General features: G+C 67.8%; 16 protein-coding genes. 5 read left to right on the top strand and 11 right to left on the bottom strand.

Annotation, left to right across the window (positions count from 1 at the left end; genetic code table 11):
* Complete coding sequence (locus BCR55_RS24545) at positions 1-1,218, top strand: YeeE/YedE family protein (RefSeq protein WP_035948031.1); 1,218 nt, start codon at positions 1-3, stop codon at positions 1,216-1,218.
* 84 nt (positions 1,219-1,302) lie between these two features.
* Here the strand turns inward: BCR55_RS24545 and BCR55_RS24550 are convergent, their stop codons facing one another.
* Positions 1,303-1,914, bottom strand: a complete 612-nt coding sequence (locus BCR55_RS24550; RefSeq protein WP_065496278.1) for a LysE family translocator — start codon at positions 1,912-1,914, stop codon at positions 1,303-1,305.
* A gap of 74 nt (positions 1,915-1,988) precedes the next feature.
* On the opposite strand from BCR55_RS24550, the gene BCR55_RS24555 reads away from it, so the two are divergent.
* The gene (locus BCR55_RS24555; RefSeq protein ID WP_065496282.1) at positions 1,989-2,522 is read left to right on the top strand and encodes a GNAT family N-acetyltransferase; all 534 of its coding nucleotides are present in this window, start codon (positions 1,989-1,991) and stop codon (positions 2,520-2,522) included.
* An 18-nt stretch (positions 2,523-2,540) separates the two neighbouring features.
* On the opposite strand, the gene BCR55_RS24560 is transcribed toward BCR55_RS24555, so the two are convergent.
* The 3 genes from BCR55_RS24560 to BCR55_RS24570 all read right to left on the bottom strand — a co-directional run bounded on the left by BCR55_RS24560 (position 2,541) and on the right by BCR55_RS24570 (position 5,399).
* A complete protein-coding gene (locus tag BCR55_RS24560; protein ID WP_006396690.1) occupies positions 2,541-3,602 on the bottom strand; it encodes an alkene reductase in 1,062 nt (353 codons plus the stop codon).
* Positions 3,603-3,682: 80 nt separating this feature from the next.
* Positions 3,683-3,991 (bottom strand): helix-turn-helix transcriptional regulator, encoded by a 309-nt coding sequence (locus tag BCR55_RS24565; RefSeq protein WP_065496285.1) that lies wholly within the window; start codon positions 3,989-3,991, stop codon positions 3,683-3,685.
* 163 nt (positions 3,992-4,154) lie between these two features.
* Positions 4,155-5,399 (bottom strand): MFS transporter, encoded by a 1,245-nt coding sequence (locus tag BCR55_RS24570; RefSeq protein WP_065496288.1) that lies wholly within the window; start codon positions 5,397-5,399, stop codon positions 4,155-4,157.
* A gap of 147 nt (positions 5,400-5,546) precedes the next feature.
* On the opposite strand from BCR55_RS24570, the gene BCR55_RS24575 reads away from it, so the two are divergent.
* Positions 5,547-6,425 carry a LysR family transcriptional regulator gene (locus BCR55_RS24575; RefSeq protein WP_006411590.1) on the top strand — a complete coding sequence of 293 codons (879 nt, stop codon included), beginning with the start codon at positions 5,547-5,549 and terminating at the stop codon, positions 6,423-6,425.
* A 16-nt stretch (positions 6,426-6,441) separates the two neighbouring features.
* On the opposite strand, the gene BCR55_RS24580 is transcribed toward BCR55_RS24575, so the two are convergent.
* The 3 genes from BCR55_RS24580 to BCR55_RS24590 form a co-directional block, all read right to left on the bottom strand.
* Complete coding sequence (locus BCR55_RS24580; protein ID WP_006411582.1) at positions 6,442-7,581, bottom strand: patatin-like phospholipase family protein; 1,140 nt, start codon at positions 7,579-7,581, stop codon at positions 6,442-6,444.
* 118 nt (positions 7,582-7,699) lie between these two features.
* Positions 7,700-8,041, bottom strand: coding sequence for a cupredoxin family copper-binding protein (locus BCR55_RS24585; RefSeq protein ID WP_053298380.1), 342 nt, complete (start codon positions 8,039-8,041; stop codon positions 7,700-7,702).
* 17 nt (positions 8,042-8,058) lie between these two features.
* Positions 8,059-8,997 (bottom strand): metallophosphoesterase, encoded by a 939-nt coding sequence (locus tag BCR55_RS24590; RefSeq protein ID WP_065496290.1) that lies wholly within the window; start codon positions 8,995-8,997, stop codon positions 8,059-8,061.
* A gap of 285 nt (positions 8,998-9,282) precedes the next feature.
* Here BCR55_RS24590 and BCR55_RS24595 point away from each other — a divergent pair, with 285 nt between their 5' ends.
* Together BCR55_RS24595 and BCR55_RS24600 are read left to right on the top strand one after the other, a co-directional pair.
* The gene (locus BCR55_RS24595) at positions 9,283-11,034 is read left to right on the top strand and encodes an ABC transporter permease subunit (RefSeq protein ID WP_065496292.1); all 1,752 of its coding nucleotides are present in this window, start codon (positions 9,283-9,285) and stop codon (positions 11,032-11,034) included.
* 11 nt (positions 11,035-11,045) lie between these two features.
* Positions 11,046-12,398, top strand: a complete 1,353-nt coding sequence (locus BCR55_RS24600) for an AAA-associated domain-containing protein (protein WP_065496294.1) — start codon at positions 11,046-11,048, stop codon at positions 12,396-12,398.
* Between the two features lie 50 nt (positions 12,399-12,448).
* On the opposite strand, the gene BCR55_RS24605 is transcribed toward BCR55_RS24600, so the two are convergent.
* Genes BCR55_RS24605 through tssE form a run of 4 tightly spaced genes read right to left on the bottom strand, consistent with a single transcriptional unit; the run spans position 12,449 to position 17,128 of the window.
* Positions 12,449-13,567, bottom strand: coding sequence for an ImpA family type VI secretion system protein (locus tag BCR55_RS24605; protein ID WP_065496296.1), 1,119 nt, complete (start codon positions 13,565-13,567; stop codon positions 12,449-12,451).
* Positions 13,564-14,637 carry a type VI secretion system baseplate subunit TssG gene (tssG, locus tag BCR55_RS24610; RefSeq protein WP_065496298.1) on the bottom strand — a complete coding sequence of 358 codons (1,074 nt, stop codon included), beginning with the start codon at positions 14,635-14,637 and terminating at the stop codon, positions 13,564-13,566. The genes BCR55_RS24605 and tssG overlap by 4 nt, the downstream gene beginning before the upstream one ends.
* A complete protein-coding gene (tssF, locus tag BCR55_RS24615; protein ID WP_065496300.1) occupies positions 14,637-16,526 on the bottom strand; it encodes a type VI secretion system baseplate subunit TssF in 1,890 nt (629 codons plus the stop codon). The genes tssG and tssF overlap by 1 nt, the downstream gene beginning before the upstream one ends.
* Positions 16,527-16,561: 35 nt before the next feature.
* Positions 16,562-17,128, bottom strand: a complete 567-nt coding sequence (gene tssE / locus BCR55_RS24620) for a type VI secretion system baseplate subunit TssE (protein ID WP_065496301.1) — start codon at positions 17,126-17,128, stop codon at positions 16,562-16,564.
* Between the last annotated feature and the right edge of the window lie 71 nt (positions 17,129-17,199).

The following is a 17,199-nucleotide window of genomic DNA, read 5'->3' on the forward strand; positions in this document are numbered from 1 at the left end:
ATGTCGGATTTGGCATCGTCCATGCCGCGTCGCGCGGACGTCAATGCGAAATCGCTCGCGGTCGCGGCGATCGCGATCGTTGTCGGTACAACCTATCTTGCGCGCGTCGCGGACGCGCGGATCGCCGCACTGTTCGTCGTCGGCGCGCTGCTCGGCGTCACGCTGTATCACGCGGCGTTCGGCTTCACGTCCGCATGGCGCGTCTTCATCGCCGACGGTCGCGGCGCCGGCCTGCGCGCGCAGATGGTGATGCTCGCGATCGGCACCGCGCTGTTCTTTCCGGCGCTCGCGGCCGGCACGCTGTTCGGCAAGCCGGTGACGGGGCTCGTGTCGCCCGCGGGGACGTCGGTCGTCGTCGGCGCGTTCCTGTTCGGGATCGGGATGCAGCTCGGCGGCGGGTGCGCGTCCGGCACGCTGTATACGGTCGGCGGCGGTTCGACGCGGATGCTCGTCACGCTCGCCGCGTTCGTCGCCGGCTCGGTGATCGCGACCGCGCATATGCCGTTCTGGACCGCGCTGCCGTCGCTGCCGCCGGTTTCGGTCGTCAAGTCGTTCGGCGCGCTGCCGGCGCTCGCGGGCAGCTGGCTGTTGTTCGCGGCGATTGCGGCGCTCACGGTCGTCGTCGAAAAGCGGCGCCACGGGCGGCTCGTCGCGCCGGAACTGCGCGCCAATGCATCCGCGCGCTGGCTCTACGGGCCGTGGCCGCTGATCGGCGGCGCGATCGCGCTCGCGGTGCTCAACTTCGCGACGCTCGCGCTGTCCGGCCGGCCGTGGGGCGTCACGTCCGCGTTCGCGCTGTGGGGCGCCAAGGTTGCCGCGGCGCTCGGCGTCGACGTCGCAAGCTGGCCGTACTGGACCGCGAAAGCGAACGCGGCCGCGCTCGCCGCGCCAGTCACGCGCGACGTGACGTCGATGATGGACATCGGCATCGTGATCGGCGCGATGTTCGCCGCGTCGCTCGCCGGACGCTATGCGCCGGTGTGGCGCGTGCCGCTGCGCTCGCTCGCGGCGGCCGTCGTCGGCGGGCTGCTGCTCGGCTACGGCGCGCGGCTGGCGTACGGCTGCAATATCGGCGCGTATTTCAGCGGGATCGTGTCGGGCAGCCTGCACGGCTGGCTGTGGCTCGTCGCCGCGTTTGCCGGCAACGTGATCGGCACGCGTGTGCGGCCGTGGTTCGGGCTCGAGGTGGAGCGCGTGCCGCGCGCGTCGGGCTGCTGAACGCGTCGCGCGTCCCGCCGGGCGCGCACTCCCGCGGCGCATGGCGACGCGCGTTCGTGCGCGCGCCGCGGATGGGCAAGGGCGTCAGCGCGTCGCGATCGCGACCGCCGCCCCGGCCATCGCGGTCGCGCTCGTGCGGTTCGCGATCCGTTTCGCACGCGCGGACGTCAGGAACGACCGCGCGCGCATCGCCAGCAGCGACCAGAAGCAGTCGGCGAAGATGAGGACCGCGAGCATCGTGCCGACCAGTTCCGCCCACGCGACGACGCCGACGTGCGTCAGATCGACGATCGTCGGCAGCAGCGCGAGATAGAACAGTATGATCTTCGGGTTGCCGAGCGTGACCAGCGCGCCGGCGACGAACATCCGTACCGGCGATTGCCCGCGCGGCAGCTCGTCGGCACCGCCGTCGGTCGGTGCGCTCCACATCTTCCACGCAAGAAACAGCAGGTAGGCGACGCCCGCGAACTTCAGCACGAGCAGCCCCGTCTCGAACGTGCGCGCGAATGCGGACAGCCCGGCGACCGCGAGCGTCAGCCACAGCGCTTCGCCGATCCACATCGCGGCGAGAAACGGCAGCACGTCGCGCACGCCGTTCGTCAGCACGCGCGCGACGAGCGCGGCGACGCTGGGGCCGGGCGTGCCGGCGGTGACGAGCAGTGCGAAGGCAAAGACGGCAAGCGCGGACAGCGACATGGCGAACCTCGGGGACGAACGCATTCGGAACGTTCGATTATAGTGACGGGCGTTCCAGACCGTGTACTGCCGCAATGACCGATTCGATCCGCATTCGACCCGCCACCCGCGAAGACGCCCCTGCGATGGCCGCCGTCGAGATTGCCGCCGCGCACCGTTTTCGCGCGCTCGGCATGCACGGCATCGCGGACGGCGGCGCGACCGACGCAGCGGACGTGCTCGCGCGAATCGATGCCGGGCACGCGTACGTCGCGGTCGACACGGACGCGCAGCACACCTGCGTCGGCTTCGCGTTCTATCGGCTGCTCGATGCGCAGCGGCTCTATCTGGAGGAACTGGACGTCGCGCCGTCCCACGCCGGGCGGCGGATCGGCGCGCGGCTGATCGAGCACGTGATGGCGTGTGCGGCGCAACAGGCGATCGCGCAGATCGTGCTGTCGACGTTTCGCGACGTGCCGTGGAATGCGCCGTATTACGCGCGGCTCGGCTTTCGCGTGCTCGACGATGCGATGCTCGACGACACGCTGCGCGCGATCCGCGCGCATCACGTCGCGCGCGGCCTCGACGAGACGCAGCGCGTGTTCATGCGCGCGGACGTGCGCGCGTGAACACGCGAAGGACGACGCTCAGGCGGCGTCGCTGAGCGCCGGATAGTCGGTGTAGCCCGTCTCGCCTTCCGCGTAGAAGGTTTCGGGCACCGGCTGGTTCAGCGGCGCGCCGAGTTCGAGGCGGCGCGGCAGGTCTGGATTCGCGATGAACAGCTTGCCCCATGCGATCGCGTCGGCGTCGCCGCGCGCGAGTGCGGCCTGCGCGCTGTCGAACGTGAACTGCTCGTTCGCGATCAGCGGGCCGCCGAACGCCTCTTTCAGCTGCGGGCTCAGGTGGTCGCCGCTGTACGACTCGCGCGTGAAGATGAACGCGATGCGGCGGCGGCCGAGTTCGCGCGCCACATAGCCGAACGTCGCGGCCGGGTCGGAATCGCCCATCGTGTGCGCATCGCCGCGCGGCGCGAGGTGCACGCCGACACGCCCGGCGCCCCACACGTCGATCGCCGCGTCGACGACTTCGAGCAGCAGCCGCGCACGGTTTTCGATCGGGCCGCCGTACGCGTCGGTGCGGCGGTTCGTGCTGTCCTGCAGGAACTGGTCGAGCAGATAGCCGTTCGCGCCGTGGATCTCGACGCCGTCGAAGCCGGCCGCCTTCGCGTTTTCGGCGCCCTTGCGGTAGGCCGCGACGATGCCGGGGATCTCGTCGAGTTCGAGCGCGCGCGGCGTCACGAACGGCCGCTGCGGACGCACGAGGCTCACGTGGCCGCCCGCCGCGATCGCGCTCGGCGCGACCGGCAGATCGCCGTTCAGGAACATCGGATCGGAGATCCGGCCGACGTGCCAGAGCTGCAGCACGATGCGGCCACCCGCACGATGGACGGCCTGCGTCACGCGCTTCCAGCCTTCGACCTGCTCGTCCGACCAGATGCCGGGCGTGCCTGCATAGCCGACGCCTTGCGGCGTGACCGACGTCGCCTCGCTGATGATCAGGCCCGCCGACGCGCGTTCGGCGTAGTAGCGCGCCATCAGGTCGTTCGGGATGCGCGTGTCGCCGGCGCGGCTGCGCGTCAGCGGTGCCATCACGATGCGGTTCGGCAGCTTCAGATCGCCGAGGGTAACGGGGTCGAACAGCGTAGGCATACGGATTACCTCTTCACGAAGGGCGGGACCGGCGCGCGCATCGCGCGGCGCGGGCCCGCATGGCCGGTTCGGCCGGATGGTCAGAGCTCTCGGCGCAGTGCGTCGAGAAACGCGTCGATGACGGCCTCGTTGCGCTTGAAGAACGCCCACTGGCCGACCCGCGTCGACGTCACGAGCCCCGCGCGCTGCAGCGTCGCGAGATGCGCGGAGACGGTCGACTGCGACAGCCCGCAGCGCGCGTCGATCTGCCCGGCGCATACGCCGTGGTGGTACGGCAGCGTCTGATCCGGGAAATGCACGTCCGGCGTTTTCAGCCATACGAGGATTTCACGGCGCACGGGATTCGCGAGCGCTTTCAGGATCGCGTCGATGTCGGGTTCGTTCGGCATGGATCGGCAGGTGGCGATCGAAGGGCAACGGATATCGTCAATGGCGGAATCTTATATCGGATTTTCCCGATATGTTTGAAAGCACTGGTCTCAAAGGGGTTGATAGGCCGCGCATCGCGAGGGTCAAATCGCTGCGATGTGGGCCCGTTTCTTCAACGCGACGTTACTTACCGTGCGTGAGGCGCCGCGCGGCCAGCAACCCGAGCACGAGCAGCACCGCGACGTAAGCGGCGACGCTCGTCCACGCGCCGCGTTGCCAGAACGTGCCGCCGAGCGAGCCGAGCACGCTGGAGCCGACGTAGTAGGCGAGCAGGTACAGCGATGCCGCGTGCCCCTTTGCCGGACCGGCAAGATAGCCGACCCAGCCGCTCGCGACCGAATGCGCGACGAAAAAGCCGATCGTGACGAGCACGATCCCGACGACGATCGCGACGAGCGAATGCGAGAGCGTCAGCGCGAGGCCCGCGGCAAACACGAGAATGCCGCTCGTCAGCACCGGTGCGCGGCCGAGGCGGTCGGCGAGCGCGCCGGCCGTCGACGACGACACCATCCCGAACAGATACGCGCCGAAAATCAGCCCGCATACGGCCGGACGAAGGTTGAACGGCGCGGCCATCAGGCGGAAGCCGGCGTAGTTGTACACGGTCACGAAGGCGCCCATCACGAGAAAGCCGATCGCGAACACGAACGGCAGTCGCGCGTGGCGCAGCTGCGCATGCCAGAGCCGCAGATGATGACGCAGCGTCAGGTCGGTGCGCTTCACGAAGCGCCGCGACGGCGGCAGCAGCAGCACGAACGCGACCGCGGCGATCAAGTCGACGATGCCGATCGTCAGCATCGCGGTGCGCCACGAAAAATATTCCTCGAGCGCGCTCATCCCGATTCGTCCGATCATGCCGCCGAACGCAGTGCCGCCGACGTACAGACCCATCGAGAAACCGAGCCCTTCGGCCGCGATTTCCTCGGCCAGATAGGCCATTGCGACGGCCGGCACGCCGCCGAGCGCGAACCCTTCGAGTGCGCGCCACACGAGCAGCAGCTGCCAGTTGGGCGCGAGCGCCGCGAGCAGGTTGAACGCGGCCGCGAGCGTCATCGACGCGAACATCAGCCCGCGGCGGCCGAACCGCTCGGACAAGGCGCCCGCGCAGAGGATCGACACCGCGAGCGCGCCGGTCGACAGCGACAGCGAGAGCGAACTGGACGCCGCGCCGAGGCCGAATTCGCGCGCGAATGCGGGCAGCAGAGGCTGTACGCAATACAGCAGCGAAAACGTGGAGAAGCCGGCAAGAAACAGCGCAAATGCGATGCGCTTGTATGCGGCCGAGCGTGGCGACACGCCGGCCGGAAGCGCGTCGGGTGCGACTTTCGACGCGCCGTGCGCAGACGACGCAATCGTGGACGAAGACATGGACAGGTCCGATGTGGCAGGGAATGCGTGTATTCTTGCGCGCACCGGAACATATGTCCAATATATGAAAAGAACCGCAGCCATATGTTTTTCCACTGGCTGCGGCGTGCCAATCGGCATCTCCGCCACGGGCGCAGGACGCAACGCATGGAACTTCGGCATCTCCGTTATTTTCTGGCCGTGGCCGCCACGTCCAATTTCACGAAGGCCGCGGAAACGCTCGGAATCGGGCAGCCGCCGCTCAGTCAGCAGATCAAGGCGCTCGAGAACGAGCTTGGCGTCGAATTGTTCAGGCGCACCGCGCGCGGCGCCGAGCTGACGACGGCCGGCGAAGTGTTTCGCGACGAGGCGCGCCGCGTGCTCGACGACGCGGAACGCGCATCGCGCGCGGCAAGACGCGCCGCACGCGGCGAAATCGGGCATCTGCGCGTCGGTTTCACCGGGACGGCTGCGTTCAATTCGAAGGTGTCGGATCTGCTGCGCCGTTTCCGCGAAGCGTTTCCGCAGGCCGAGCTCACGTTGCTCGAAGCGACGTCCGGCGTGCTGCTCGCCGAGCTCGAAGCGGGGCGGCTCGACGTCGCGCTGGTGCGGCCGCGGCAGCGGATCGCTCCCGTGCTGCGCATCGCGGAGTGGGACGAGGAGCCGATGTTCGTCGCGCTGCCGGTCGCGCATCGGCTCGCGCGGCGGCGCCAGATCGCGCTCGCGGAGCTCGCCGACGAGTCGTTCGTGCAGGTCCCGCGCGAGGCCGGGAGTACGCTGTTCGACGACATCGTCGCCGCGTGCAATGCGGCCGGGTTCCAGCCGCGGATGGCGCAGCCGGCCCCGCAGATGGCGTCTGCGGTCACGCTGGTCGCCGCGGGCTTGGGCGTCTCGCTGGTCCCCGACGCGATCACGCAGGTGCGGATTGCCGGCGTCGTCTATCGTCCGATCGCGAACGCCGCGCTGCGCGCGCGGCTCGGCGTCGCGTCGCGCGCCGACGATCCGTCGCCGGTCGTGCGCAACTTTCTGCAGCTCGCGCTCGGCTAGCGCAGGCGTCGCGCGCTTAGGCGTGCCGTTCGCCGACGCGGTTTTCTTCGGGGCTGTAGACGGTCAGCCCTTCGGTCGGATCCATCGGCATCTCCCACGGCCGTGCGGCGATCGCCTGCATCGCCGCTTCGAAGCCGGCCTGCCGGCGCGCCGCGATGCCGGACGGCGTGAAGTCGATGTCCTTCCACTGGTCGTCGCCGTCGAGCCGCGGCGCCGCGAGCTTGATCACGCGCATCGTCGTCTGGCAGCCCCACGCGGCGAGCGCCTGCACGTCCGGCGACGAGCGCTCCGCTTCCGGCAGCCGCATCACGAGTTCGCGGATCACGTGGCGCAGCCGGTGGATCTGCTGCTGGCGCGCGATATGGCTGTCGGTGCGGCTCGCGTACTGGATGTCCTTCTGACGTTCCGATACCTGCCAGATGCTTTGCGGCTCCGGGCCGACCGGGTTCCACATCTGCACGGAGAAGATGATCGAGCTGCGGCGCGGCGAATCGTCGAGTACGACCTCGACCGGCGTATTCGAATAGATGCCGCCGTCCCAGTACGGCGCGTCGTCGATGCGCACGGCCGGAAACGCGGGCGGCAGCGCGCCCGAGCTCATCACGTGATCGATGCCGAGTCGCTGGTCGCGTGAGTCGAAATAGCGCATCTCGCCGGTGCACGCGTTCACGGCGCCGACCGTCAGCCGCGGACGTCCGGCATTCAGCAGATCGGCATCGATCAGCGACGCGAGCGTGTCGCGCAGCGGCTCGACCACGTAGTACGACGCGCGATCGACGCCGACGTGCGCGAGCGGGCCCAGCCACGCATCGGGATTCGGCCGGAAGAAGCCGGGGATGCCCGCGCCGATCACGGCCAGTTCCGAACAGATCTTGTCCCAACTCGCCGGGAAGCCCGGCACGTACGCGGCCGGGCGCTCCGTCACGCGGCGCCAGAACTCGGCGAGCCGTTGCGCACGCTGCGCGCGCCGGTTGCCCGCGATCAACGCCGCGTTGATCGCGCCGATCGACGTGCCGATCACCCAGTCGGGTTCGATGCCCGACGCGTCCATCGCTTCGAACACGCCGAGCTGATAGGCGCCCAGCGCGCCGCCGCCCTGCAGCACGAGCACGACCTGCCCGGGCAGCTTCGGGGGTGAAGGTTGATTTGCCGTCATCGCTTGCCTCGTCGTCGGTGACGGCCGGCGGGTTCCGGCCGGATGGAACCAGTGTAGGCGATCGATCGCGCGCGCGGTCCGCGCTCGGCGAGCGCACACGCGCACCGGCCGCGCAGCGTCATTCGACGGTGATCGTCTCCTTCATGTATGGATGAATCCCGCAGAACACGTGATAGACGCCGCGCTTGTCGAAGCGGTACGCGTACGTATCGTTCTGGTCGAGCGCGCTCGAATGGAAGATCCCGGCATCGTTGACGACCGTGTGCGGTTCGGCGTCGAGGTTTTTCCAGGTGATCGTCGTGCCGGCCTTGATCGTCGTCGACATCGGCGAAAACATGAAGTTGCGGATCGTCACGAGCGGGCCGGCGGTCGATTGCGCGGAGGCCGCGCACGGCATGCCGGCGACGATTGCCGAGGCGAACCACGCGGCGAGGGCGCGCGATGGAAGCAGGCGGTTCATGTCGGTCTCCCCGTGGTTCACGCGAGCGTTGCGTCATGCAGTGCCGATGCCGCCGGCGCGCCGCTGAACTCGACCGTCGTCACGCCGAGCATCTTCGCGAGCTGCGCGCGCGGCACCGTGAGCGGCACGGGGCCCGGCCCGTTGCCTGCGGTCGGCTGCGGGAACGCGGTCGAGCGCGCAGTATGAAAGGTCACGTTGCCCTCGACCTTCGACACGATCTGGTGGATATGCCCGTTCAGCACGGTGACCGAGCCGAAGCGGCGCAGCAGCGCGAGCGCCTGCGGCGCATCGCCGGTGCCCCAGCCCCACGGTTCGTAGATCGTCCACATCGGCATGTGCGAGAACACGACGATCGGCGTGCTCGACGTGCGGCCGTTCAGATCCTGCGCGAGCCATGCGAGCTGATCGTCGCCGAAGCTGCCGAGTCCGTTCGGTTTGAAATGCATCACGTTCACGAGCGCGACGAAGTGCACGCCCGCATGATCGAAGCTGTAGTAGCCGCGATTGTCGGACGCGCGGCCGAAGCGGCGGAAGTACTCGGCGCCCGAGCCGTCCGTCACGTCGTGTTCGCCAGGCACCGTGTGCAGCTCGGGCACGCGTAGCCCGGACAGCAGCTGCGAGGCGCGGTCGAACTCGTCGGGCTTCGACAGATGCGTGATGTCGCCCGTGTGGATCGCCAGCGCGGGCGTCTCGGGCATCGCCTTGACGAGCGCAATCGTCTGCGCGAGCGTCGCGGCGACGTCCGGATTCGCGTCCTTGTTGAAGCCGATGTGCGTGTCGCTGATCTGCAGAAACAGCGGCTGGCCCGCGCCCGGGCGTGTGCCGGCCTGCGCGCGTGCGAGATCGAGCGGCGTGAGCACGCCGCCCGACAGCATGAACAGCGTGCCGAGCCCGCCGAACGCCATGCACTGGATCGCGCGGCGACGCGACGGGCGGGAAGGATTCGATGAAGACATGTGAGCCTCGCAATCGTGTGACGGAAGCGGGACGGCCGGAGCGTCCGCGGAATGACCGGCGCATTGCGCATGCGATACCGGGCGAGCGGCCGATTTATTCCCGCGCGCGGCGGCGCTTGATGCATTGATCCGTGACGCGTCAATGTCTTGTAATCGGCACGTCATATTCGCGTCACCGCCGCCCGATAGGCTGCGTGACCGGTTCGGCGTCGCGACGACGGGGGCGTCGCCGAGCGCGGCACCGGCAGGACGCCGTATTTCAATCGAACGGAACACACGCTACCGATGGCCATCAGCTTCGATCCGAACCGCACCGCGAACGCGTCCGCGTGGCGCGTCGTGCCCAACCGCTGGGATGCCGTCGCGTTTCCGCTGATCATCTGCGTGCTCGCCATGGCGATCGTCGGTTTCCGCGAGACGCTCGCGCCGATCGCGACGCTGCAGACGCAGAAGATCTCGCTCGATCCGTCGAACTTACCCGAATACGCGCTGCGCACGACGCTGCGGATGCTTGCCGCGATGGTCGCGTCGCTCGCGTTCACGCTGATTTACGGCACGCTCGCAGCGAAGAGCCGTCGCGCGGGGATGGTGCTGATTCCGATCCTCGACATCCTGCAGTCGGTGCCCGTGCTCGGCTACATCTCCTTTACGGTCACGTTCTTCCTTGCACTGTTTCCGGGGCGCGTGCTCGGCGCCGAACTCGCGGCGATCTTCGCGATCTTCACGAGTCAGGCGTGGAACATGACGTTCAGCTTCTACCAGTCGCTGCGCACGGTGCCGCGCGATCTCCATGAAGTGTCGCGCGGCTTCCATCTGACCGGCTGGCAACGCTTCTGGAAACTCGAGGTGCCGTTCTCGATGCCGGGGCTGATCTGGAACATGATGATGTCGATGTCGGGTGGGTGGTTCTTCGTCGTCGCGTCGGAGGCGATCACGGTCGGCAACCGGACGATCACGCTGCCGGGCATCGGCGCCTACCTCGCGCAGGCGATCGCCGAACAGAATCTCGGCGCGGTCGGCTGGGTGATCGTCGCGATGACGGTCGTGATCCTCGCCTACGACCAGCTGCTGTTCCGGCCGCTCGTCGCGTGGGCCGACAAGTTCCGCATGGAGAACACGAGCGCCGGCGATGCGCCGCAATCGTGGCTGCTCGACCTGCTGCGCCGCACGCGCGCGATTCATCAGCTGCTCGTGCCGGCGGGCTGGCTGCTGTCGCAGGCCGCGCGCGTGCCGCTGCGCGTGCGCGCGTTCGATGCGATGCGTGCACGCGAGACGGCGCGGCGCAGCCCGTCGCGGTTCGGCGACTTCGTCTGGGCAGCCGCCGTGATCGTGCTGACCGTCTACGTCGCGGCGCGCGTCGTGTCGTATGTGAGCACCGGTGTGACGATCGCCGACGTCGGACACGTCGTCGTGCTCGGGCTGATCACGCTGCTGCGCGTGATCGTGCTGATCGCGATCGCGTCGGTGGTGTGGGTGCCGCTCGGCGTGCTGATCGGCTTGCGTCCGGCGCTCGCGGAGAAGATCCAGCCGCTCGCGCAGTTCCTTGCAGCGTTCCCGGCGAACCTGCTGTTTCCCGTGTTCGTGATTGCAATCGTCCGCTGGCATCTGAGTGCCGATATCTGGCTGTCGCCGCTGATCGTGCTCGGCACACAGTGGTACATCCTGTTCAACGTGATCGCCGGCGCGACGTCTTACCCGAACGACTACAAGGAAGCGACGAAGAACTTCCGGATCCGCGGCTGGCAGTGGTGGCGGCAGGCGATGCTGCCCGGCATCTTTCCGTATTACGTGACGGGCGCGATCACGGCGTCGGGCGGCGCGTGGAACGCGAGCATCGTGTCCGAAGCCGTGCAGTGGGGCGACACGAAAGTCGTTGCGCACGGCCTCGGCGCGTATATCGCAGAGATGACGGCCGCCGGCGATTTCCCCAAGATCATCCTCGGCATCGCCGTGATGTCGCTGTTCGTCACGTTGTTCAACCGTCTGCTGTGGCGTCCGATGTACGCCTATGCCGAATCCCGGCTTCGTCTGGACTGAGAGTAAGCGCGATGCAAAACCCGACCGTTGTGAACGCCCCCGTGCAGATGCCGTCTACGCCGCCGTCGCAGGTGCCGCATGTCGGCGAAGAAATCCTGCGCGTCGAGCACGTTTGCCGCGGCTTCAACAAGACGCAGGGCGAACTGCTCGTGCTCGACGACGCGAACCTGTCGCTGCGCGAAGGCGAAATCGTCGGGCTGCTCGGCCGCTCGGGCTCGGGCAAGTCGACGCTGCTGCGCATCATCGCGGGGCTGATCGAGCCGACCGGCGGCGAAGTCACGTATCTCGGCAAGCCGTTGCGCGGGCCGGCCGAAGGCGTCGCGATGGTATTCCAGACGTTCGCGCTGTTCCCGTGGCTCACCGTGCTGCAGAACGTCGAGGCCGGCCTCGAGGCGCTCGGCGTCGGCGCACGCGAGCGGCGCGAGCGCGCGCTCGCCGCGATCGACCTGATCGGCCTCGACGGCTTCGAGAACGCGTATCCGCGCGAGCTGTCGGGTGGCATGCGCCAGCGCGTGGGCTTTGCGCGCGCGCTCGTCGTCGATCCGACGATCCTGCTGATGGACGAGCCGTTCTCCGCGCTCGACGTGCTGACGGCCGAAACGCTGCGTACCGATCTGCTCGATCTGTGGACGCAGGGCCGCATGCCGATCAAGTCGGTGCTGATCGTCACGCACAACATCGAGGAAGCGGTGTTCATGTGCGACCGGATTCTGGTGCTGTCGTCGAATCCGGGGCGCGTGATCGCCGAGATCAAGGTGCCGTTCAAGCATCCGCGCAACCGGCTGGATCCGGCATTCCGCAAACTCGTCGACGACATCTACGCGAAGATGACCGCGCGCCAGATCGGCGAGGCGACGAAGAAGGGGCTTGAACTGGGCAGCTGGCTGCCGCAGGTCTCGACGAACCTGATGGCGGGCCTGATCGAGACGCTCGCGATGGCGCCGTATCACGGCCGCGCCGATATGCCCGAGATCGCGCGCTCGCTGCATCTCGAGGTGGACGATCTGTTCCCGATCGCCGAAGTGCTGCAGCATCTGGGCTTTGCCGACGTGCGCGAAGGCGACGTGTTCCTGACGCCGCCGGGGCGCGTGTTCGCGGAATTCGGCACGCAGGAGCGCAAGCTGATGTTCGCGGACCATCTGCTCAAGCACGTGCCGCTGGCCGCGCGGATCAAGAAGGTGCTGAACGAGCGGCCGGGCCATCGCGCGCCGCGTGTGCGCTTCGAGCAGGAGCTGGAGGATTTCCTGTCGGACGGCGCGGCGGAGGAAACGCTCGACGCGGTGATCGACTGGGGGCGGTACGGCGAGATCTTCTCGTATAACGACAAGACCGAAGTGTTCAGCCTCGAGGATGTCGAGAACTGAACGCCGCGCATGCGTCGCGGCCCGTTACACCGAAGCGCGACGGGCCGCGATCATGATTCGTCTGCCGCTTCCCATTGGGCGAGCAGCTCCGTCGGAATCGCCTTGACGACATCGACATAGCGCTTTCCGACGAATTGTTCGGCGCGTGCGAGCAGCACCGGAATGGGGCTGCTTGGTTCGTGCGTTTCGAACCAGCGGCGTGCCGCGCAGATCAACGCCAGCGCTGCCTGCCGGTCTGTCGGCGCGAGCGAAGCGGGCGCGACGACGGACGTCGAGGTGGGCGCAGCCGTTTGTGCGTCGTCCACACGGGGCGGGGCAGAAGGCGCGTCGCCGAACACCGGCGGCACCGGCGCCTCGCATGCCTCGCGCTCGGCCGAAGGCAAGGTGGCGAACCGCGTGCCGCCCGGCGCGTCGCCAACCTGAAAGAGCCGAAGCAGGCGGACCAACGGGGAAAAATCCGGCAGCGACGTTTCGAGGTGCGTCGCGCACCACGCATCGATGGCGCAGAGATTCGCGATCGCGTCGTCGATGCCCTTCACCGTCGAGGGTTGCTGTTCGCGCAGATTCTGCAACTGCAGCGCGACCGAATCGGGTGCAAGCGCATCGACCGGCCGCGGATGAGCGAACGCACGCTCGACGTCGCGTACCTGCAGCCGGGCGGCCGTCGATCGCGTCAGGACGATTTCGCGCACGTCGGCGAGCAAGCCTTCCGGATCCGCCAGCGCTTGCAGCGCGTTCATTCGCATTTCCAGCGCGACATGGCGATCGTCGTCGATATCGGCTCGCGGATGCACCTGCTCCGGAAACGCCTGCAACCAGGCCGCCAATAGCCCCGTTCCATCCGCAAGACCTTCCACGCCGGCCAGGCGCGTGCGACAGCGCGCATACAGCACGGCGACGCGCATGTCCTTCGTTCGCGTCATCAGCCGCCGGCAGTCTCGCTCGATCTCGCTCCAGTTCAGCGGCTCGGGCGAACCGACGAAGCCACCGTATTGCACGTCCTGTCTCGGCGCGGTGCCGGCAAACAGCACGACGAAATCGTGGTCGTATTCGAGATCGGGGCCGCATGGCGCCGACTTGCTCAACGGCGCGAGCCAGTTTTCGTGCGGCGTATCGGCGACGGCTACCCGGCCGGCCGTGTTTTTTGTGGTGGACGATTTCCTGCTCATGGTCGATGTCCGGAAGCCATATGGCGGCGATTGAAGTGGCGTGGATGGCGTTCGGGCTCGAAGCGCATGCCGGTGATCGGCTTGTCGGGTGCGGGCCGGCCCAGCCAGCCGGACCAGCCCAACCGCTGCCGGCCGCCCATCACGGCCGGCGGCGCGCTCTCGGGTTTGATGCGCAGCTCGAGTTCCCATTCGAGTTCGCGACCGACGAAGGCGCGCACCCACTCGACGAGTCGTGGCAGGTCTTCGCCCTGCGGCGTGAAGCGCAGGTACGCGTCGAGATCGACGGGGCCGATCACGATGCGGAACCGGTGCTGGCGGTCGGGGGCGACGCGTCCGAGCACGGCGCCGCGGCCCATCGTCGCGGATGCGCCCGGATAGCCCATGCGTCCGCAGTCGGCCGGATCGATTTCGATCCAGTGAAAGACGTTTTCCTCTACCGCAACCGGGACACCGAAATAATGTTCGAGCGTCGCGCGCAGCCCGTCCGGATTGCGCGATTCGCGAATGAGATGGGCCGAGGCGGCCAGGCGCGCATGCGACGCAAGGGGGCGGCGTTCGATCTCGCCGAGCTCGTGCCCGACCAGGCTGGCGACATAGAACGAGAACTGTTCGCGGTGTTTGCGGTCGAGGCCCGCAGCCGCCTGTGCGGAGGCCCACGCACGATAGAACAGCGTGAAGAACCGATGATGGAAGATGTCGAAGAAGTCGACCGTGGTCGTATCGCGGCGGCTGCTTTCCCGATCCCGCGCGATTTCGGTCACGTGGATGGGCAGCGGGCCGTTGGGGCCGAGCATGCCGAGGCCGAACAGCCGCACCTTCAGTTGCCCGGCCGTTTCGTGCGCGCTCGCGATTTCCCGCGGTGCGAACGCCAGGCTCGGCTGCTGGCCCAGTCGGAACGGTTCGGCCTGCGGCCGGCGCGCGGTGCCGATCGGATCGAGTGCGGCGTTCGCGCCGATCCGCCGCATCAACGACAGGAAGCCGAAACGCCAGGGCTCGGCCAGCAGGGCGTCGAGCAGTTCCGCCGACAGCGCATTGCCGCGCAGCGGTGCGGGAAACGCGGCGCGCTGCATCACAGCGCTCCGCGCGTGCCGGTGCGCGCCGGCCAGCGCGCGATCCGGCCGCGTTGCATCGAATGAAGCTCCGTCTGCGTGAAGCTGTTGATCGACACGTGCCGCGCGAGCCAGTGTTCGAGGATCGTGCCGAAAAGATAGGGGCTTACGCCCGAGAAGCCCGTCTCGTCGACGGTCAGCGTGCATTCGATGCCGCGTCCGAAGGTCATCGGGCCGGTTCCCGGCAGCTTGCGCGTCACGGGGCGTGTTTTCGCGCCGACGAGGCTTTCGACCTGCCGGCTTTGCCCGGAGTCGCCATCCACGAGATACAGGCGCAGCAGGTCGCGCAGGCCTTGTCCGCCTTCGCGGTGATCGAGCGCCTCGAGCGGCAGATGGTCGAAGTTCAGCTGGCGGATCAGCCGCCATGCCGTTTCCCGCTCGGCATACGGCGGCAACGGTGCGCTCGGCGGCCGGATCAGACCGATGCTGTCGACCGGCGCGGATTGCGCGGTCTCGAGGTCGCGCACACCGTCGCGCGGCACGAGTGTGGCGAGATCGCGGTTCGTCAACAGCGCGTCGACGGACAGGAAGCGGATGTTTTCGCTGTACGGCGCCTCGGCCTGGTCGACGAGCGAGAGAAACACCTCCGTTCCCACGTACGGCGTGCGTGTGCCGTAGCGGCGCGCCGAATCGGACAGCAGGCGCCGTTCGCGCCGCACCGAAAAATAGCGGCCGTGATTGCCTTCGTCGTTGTTCAGAGTCTGATAGAGCGGCCGGAATTCGAGCTCGGACGACGTGGCGGCGACCTGACCGTAGACGGCGCTGACCGAGAACACCTCGTAGTCGAGCGGCGTGAGTCGAGCCGGAACCAGATGGAATTCGGTGTCGCGCGGCGAAATCTCGACGCGGTCGGTGTGCTTGCGGAACAGATTGACGACGGGCGTACAGAAGAGCGCGAAGCGCGACGCATCGACGAGATTGGCGAGCGGCCCCGGCGCACGGTCGAGCAGCACGACGATCTCGACTTCCCGGCCGTCGATGCGCGAGAACCCTTCGGCAAGGCCGTTCAACGCGAAGAACCAGAACCGCGCGGGGCAGGCAAAGTACTCGTGCAGCAGATTGTGCCCGTGAAACTTGGCCCAGTTCAGCGGCAGCAGGCTTTGATCGGTGCCCAGCCCCTCGTGTTCGACCGCGCGTTCGGTGACGGCCGCCGGCGCGCGGCCGGGCCTGCCGAATTCGCCCGGTGCGCCGATGACCGAGGCGATCGCGCCCGCATGCAGCAATTCGAACAGATGCGACGCGACCTGTTCGTCGCCAGCCAGATAGACCGGGAGCCGGTCGAGTCCTTTCAGGTCGGCGATCCGCACGTTGCCGGTAGTCGCGAGCCTGATTCGCAGCGCGCCGCGCACGGGTGTATCGGGCGCGCTATAGCGCGCCAGCGCCGGGATATCCGGCGGAATGCCGGTCAGCCGCGCGTCGGTGATCGCGAGCGGCCACAGCGTGACGTCCTGTCCGCTCGTGAAGCGGCAGGCCGTGCGCTCGCCGTCGGGAACCTGCGCTGTGAACGTGGTGCCGCGCGGGAGGCGATAGCCGTCGACGAGGCTGCCTTCGGTCTGTCCGGGGTACAGGCGAGCGATCGAGATCGACGGCATCGGCGCGACGTAGTTCGGATAGATGACCTCGAGCAGCCGTTCCGTGAAGCGCGGAAATTCTGCATCGAGCTTGATCTGCATGCGCGCGGCCATGAAGCTGAACGATTCGATCAGGCGTTCGACATACGGGTCCGCCACCTCGCCGGCCTGCATGCCGAGCCGACGCGCGATCTTCGGATGCGCATGCGCGAATTCGGCGGCGAGCTCGCGCATGTAGATGAGTTCCTGGTTGTAGTAGTCGAGCAGTCGCGGGTCCATCGGAGAGGCCTCGTTGTGGTCGGGGTGTGCCGTGCTCAGCCGGCGCGCATGCCGGTGATCCGGATTTCGCTCGTTTCGAGGTCCAGCGAGCTTTGCACCATGAATTCGAGCGGATACGGATCCATGTGGATCAGGCCGCGCACTTCGAAGGCGAGCACGTTGCGATGTTCGCCGGCGCTATCGACATCGGTATCGGCGCGTGGCGATACCACGAGCGACTCCGGAATCAGGCGCGGCTCGAAATCGCCGATGGCGCGGCGGATCATCGATTCGACGTCGCTCCAACGGCGCGATGCGATAAAGGTGCCCGCGAGCGGCGGCACGCCGAAATTGACCGTCGATGCGGCGGCTTGCGGATAGCGGGCGCGATCGATCCGGTCTTCGATACTCGTCGTATTGAGCAGATAGGCGAGATCGCGCTGGACGATGTCGCGCATCTGCTTGCGCGTCGCCGTGTATGCCTCGGGCGCTTCGGTCTGTCGATGCGGGGCGTCGTCGCGCAGACGGTCGAGCAGCGTCGGCATCAGATGCGAGCTGGCGCGCCGCGGCGTACGAGCGATCGGGGCATCGACACCGGGCTGGCGTTTTCGGCGTTCGTTCATGGCTTGATTCGCGTTGCGCGGATACGCGCGTCTATGTGCGCGATCTGATCGGCGGGCGGGACGTGACGTGC

The sequence above is a fragment of the Burkholderia sp. CCA53 genome (assembly GCF_001685525.1).
GTDB classification, from domain to species: domain Bacteria; phylum Pseudomonadota; class Gammaproteobacteria; order Burkholderiales; family Burkholderiaceae; genus Burkholderia; species Burkholderia multivorans.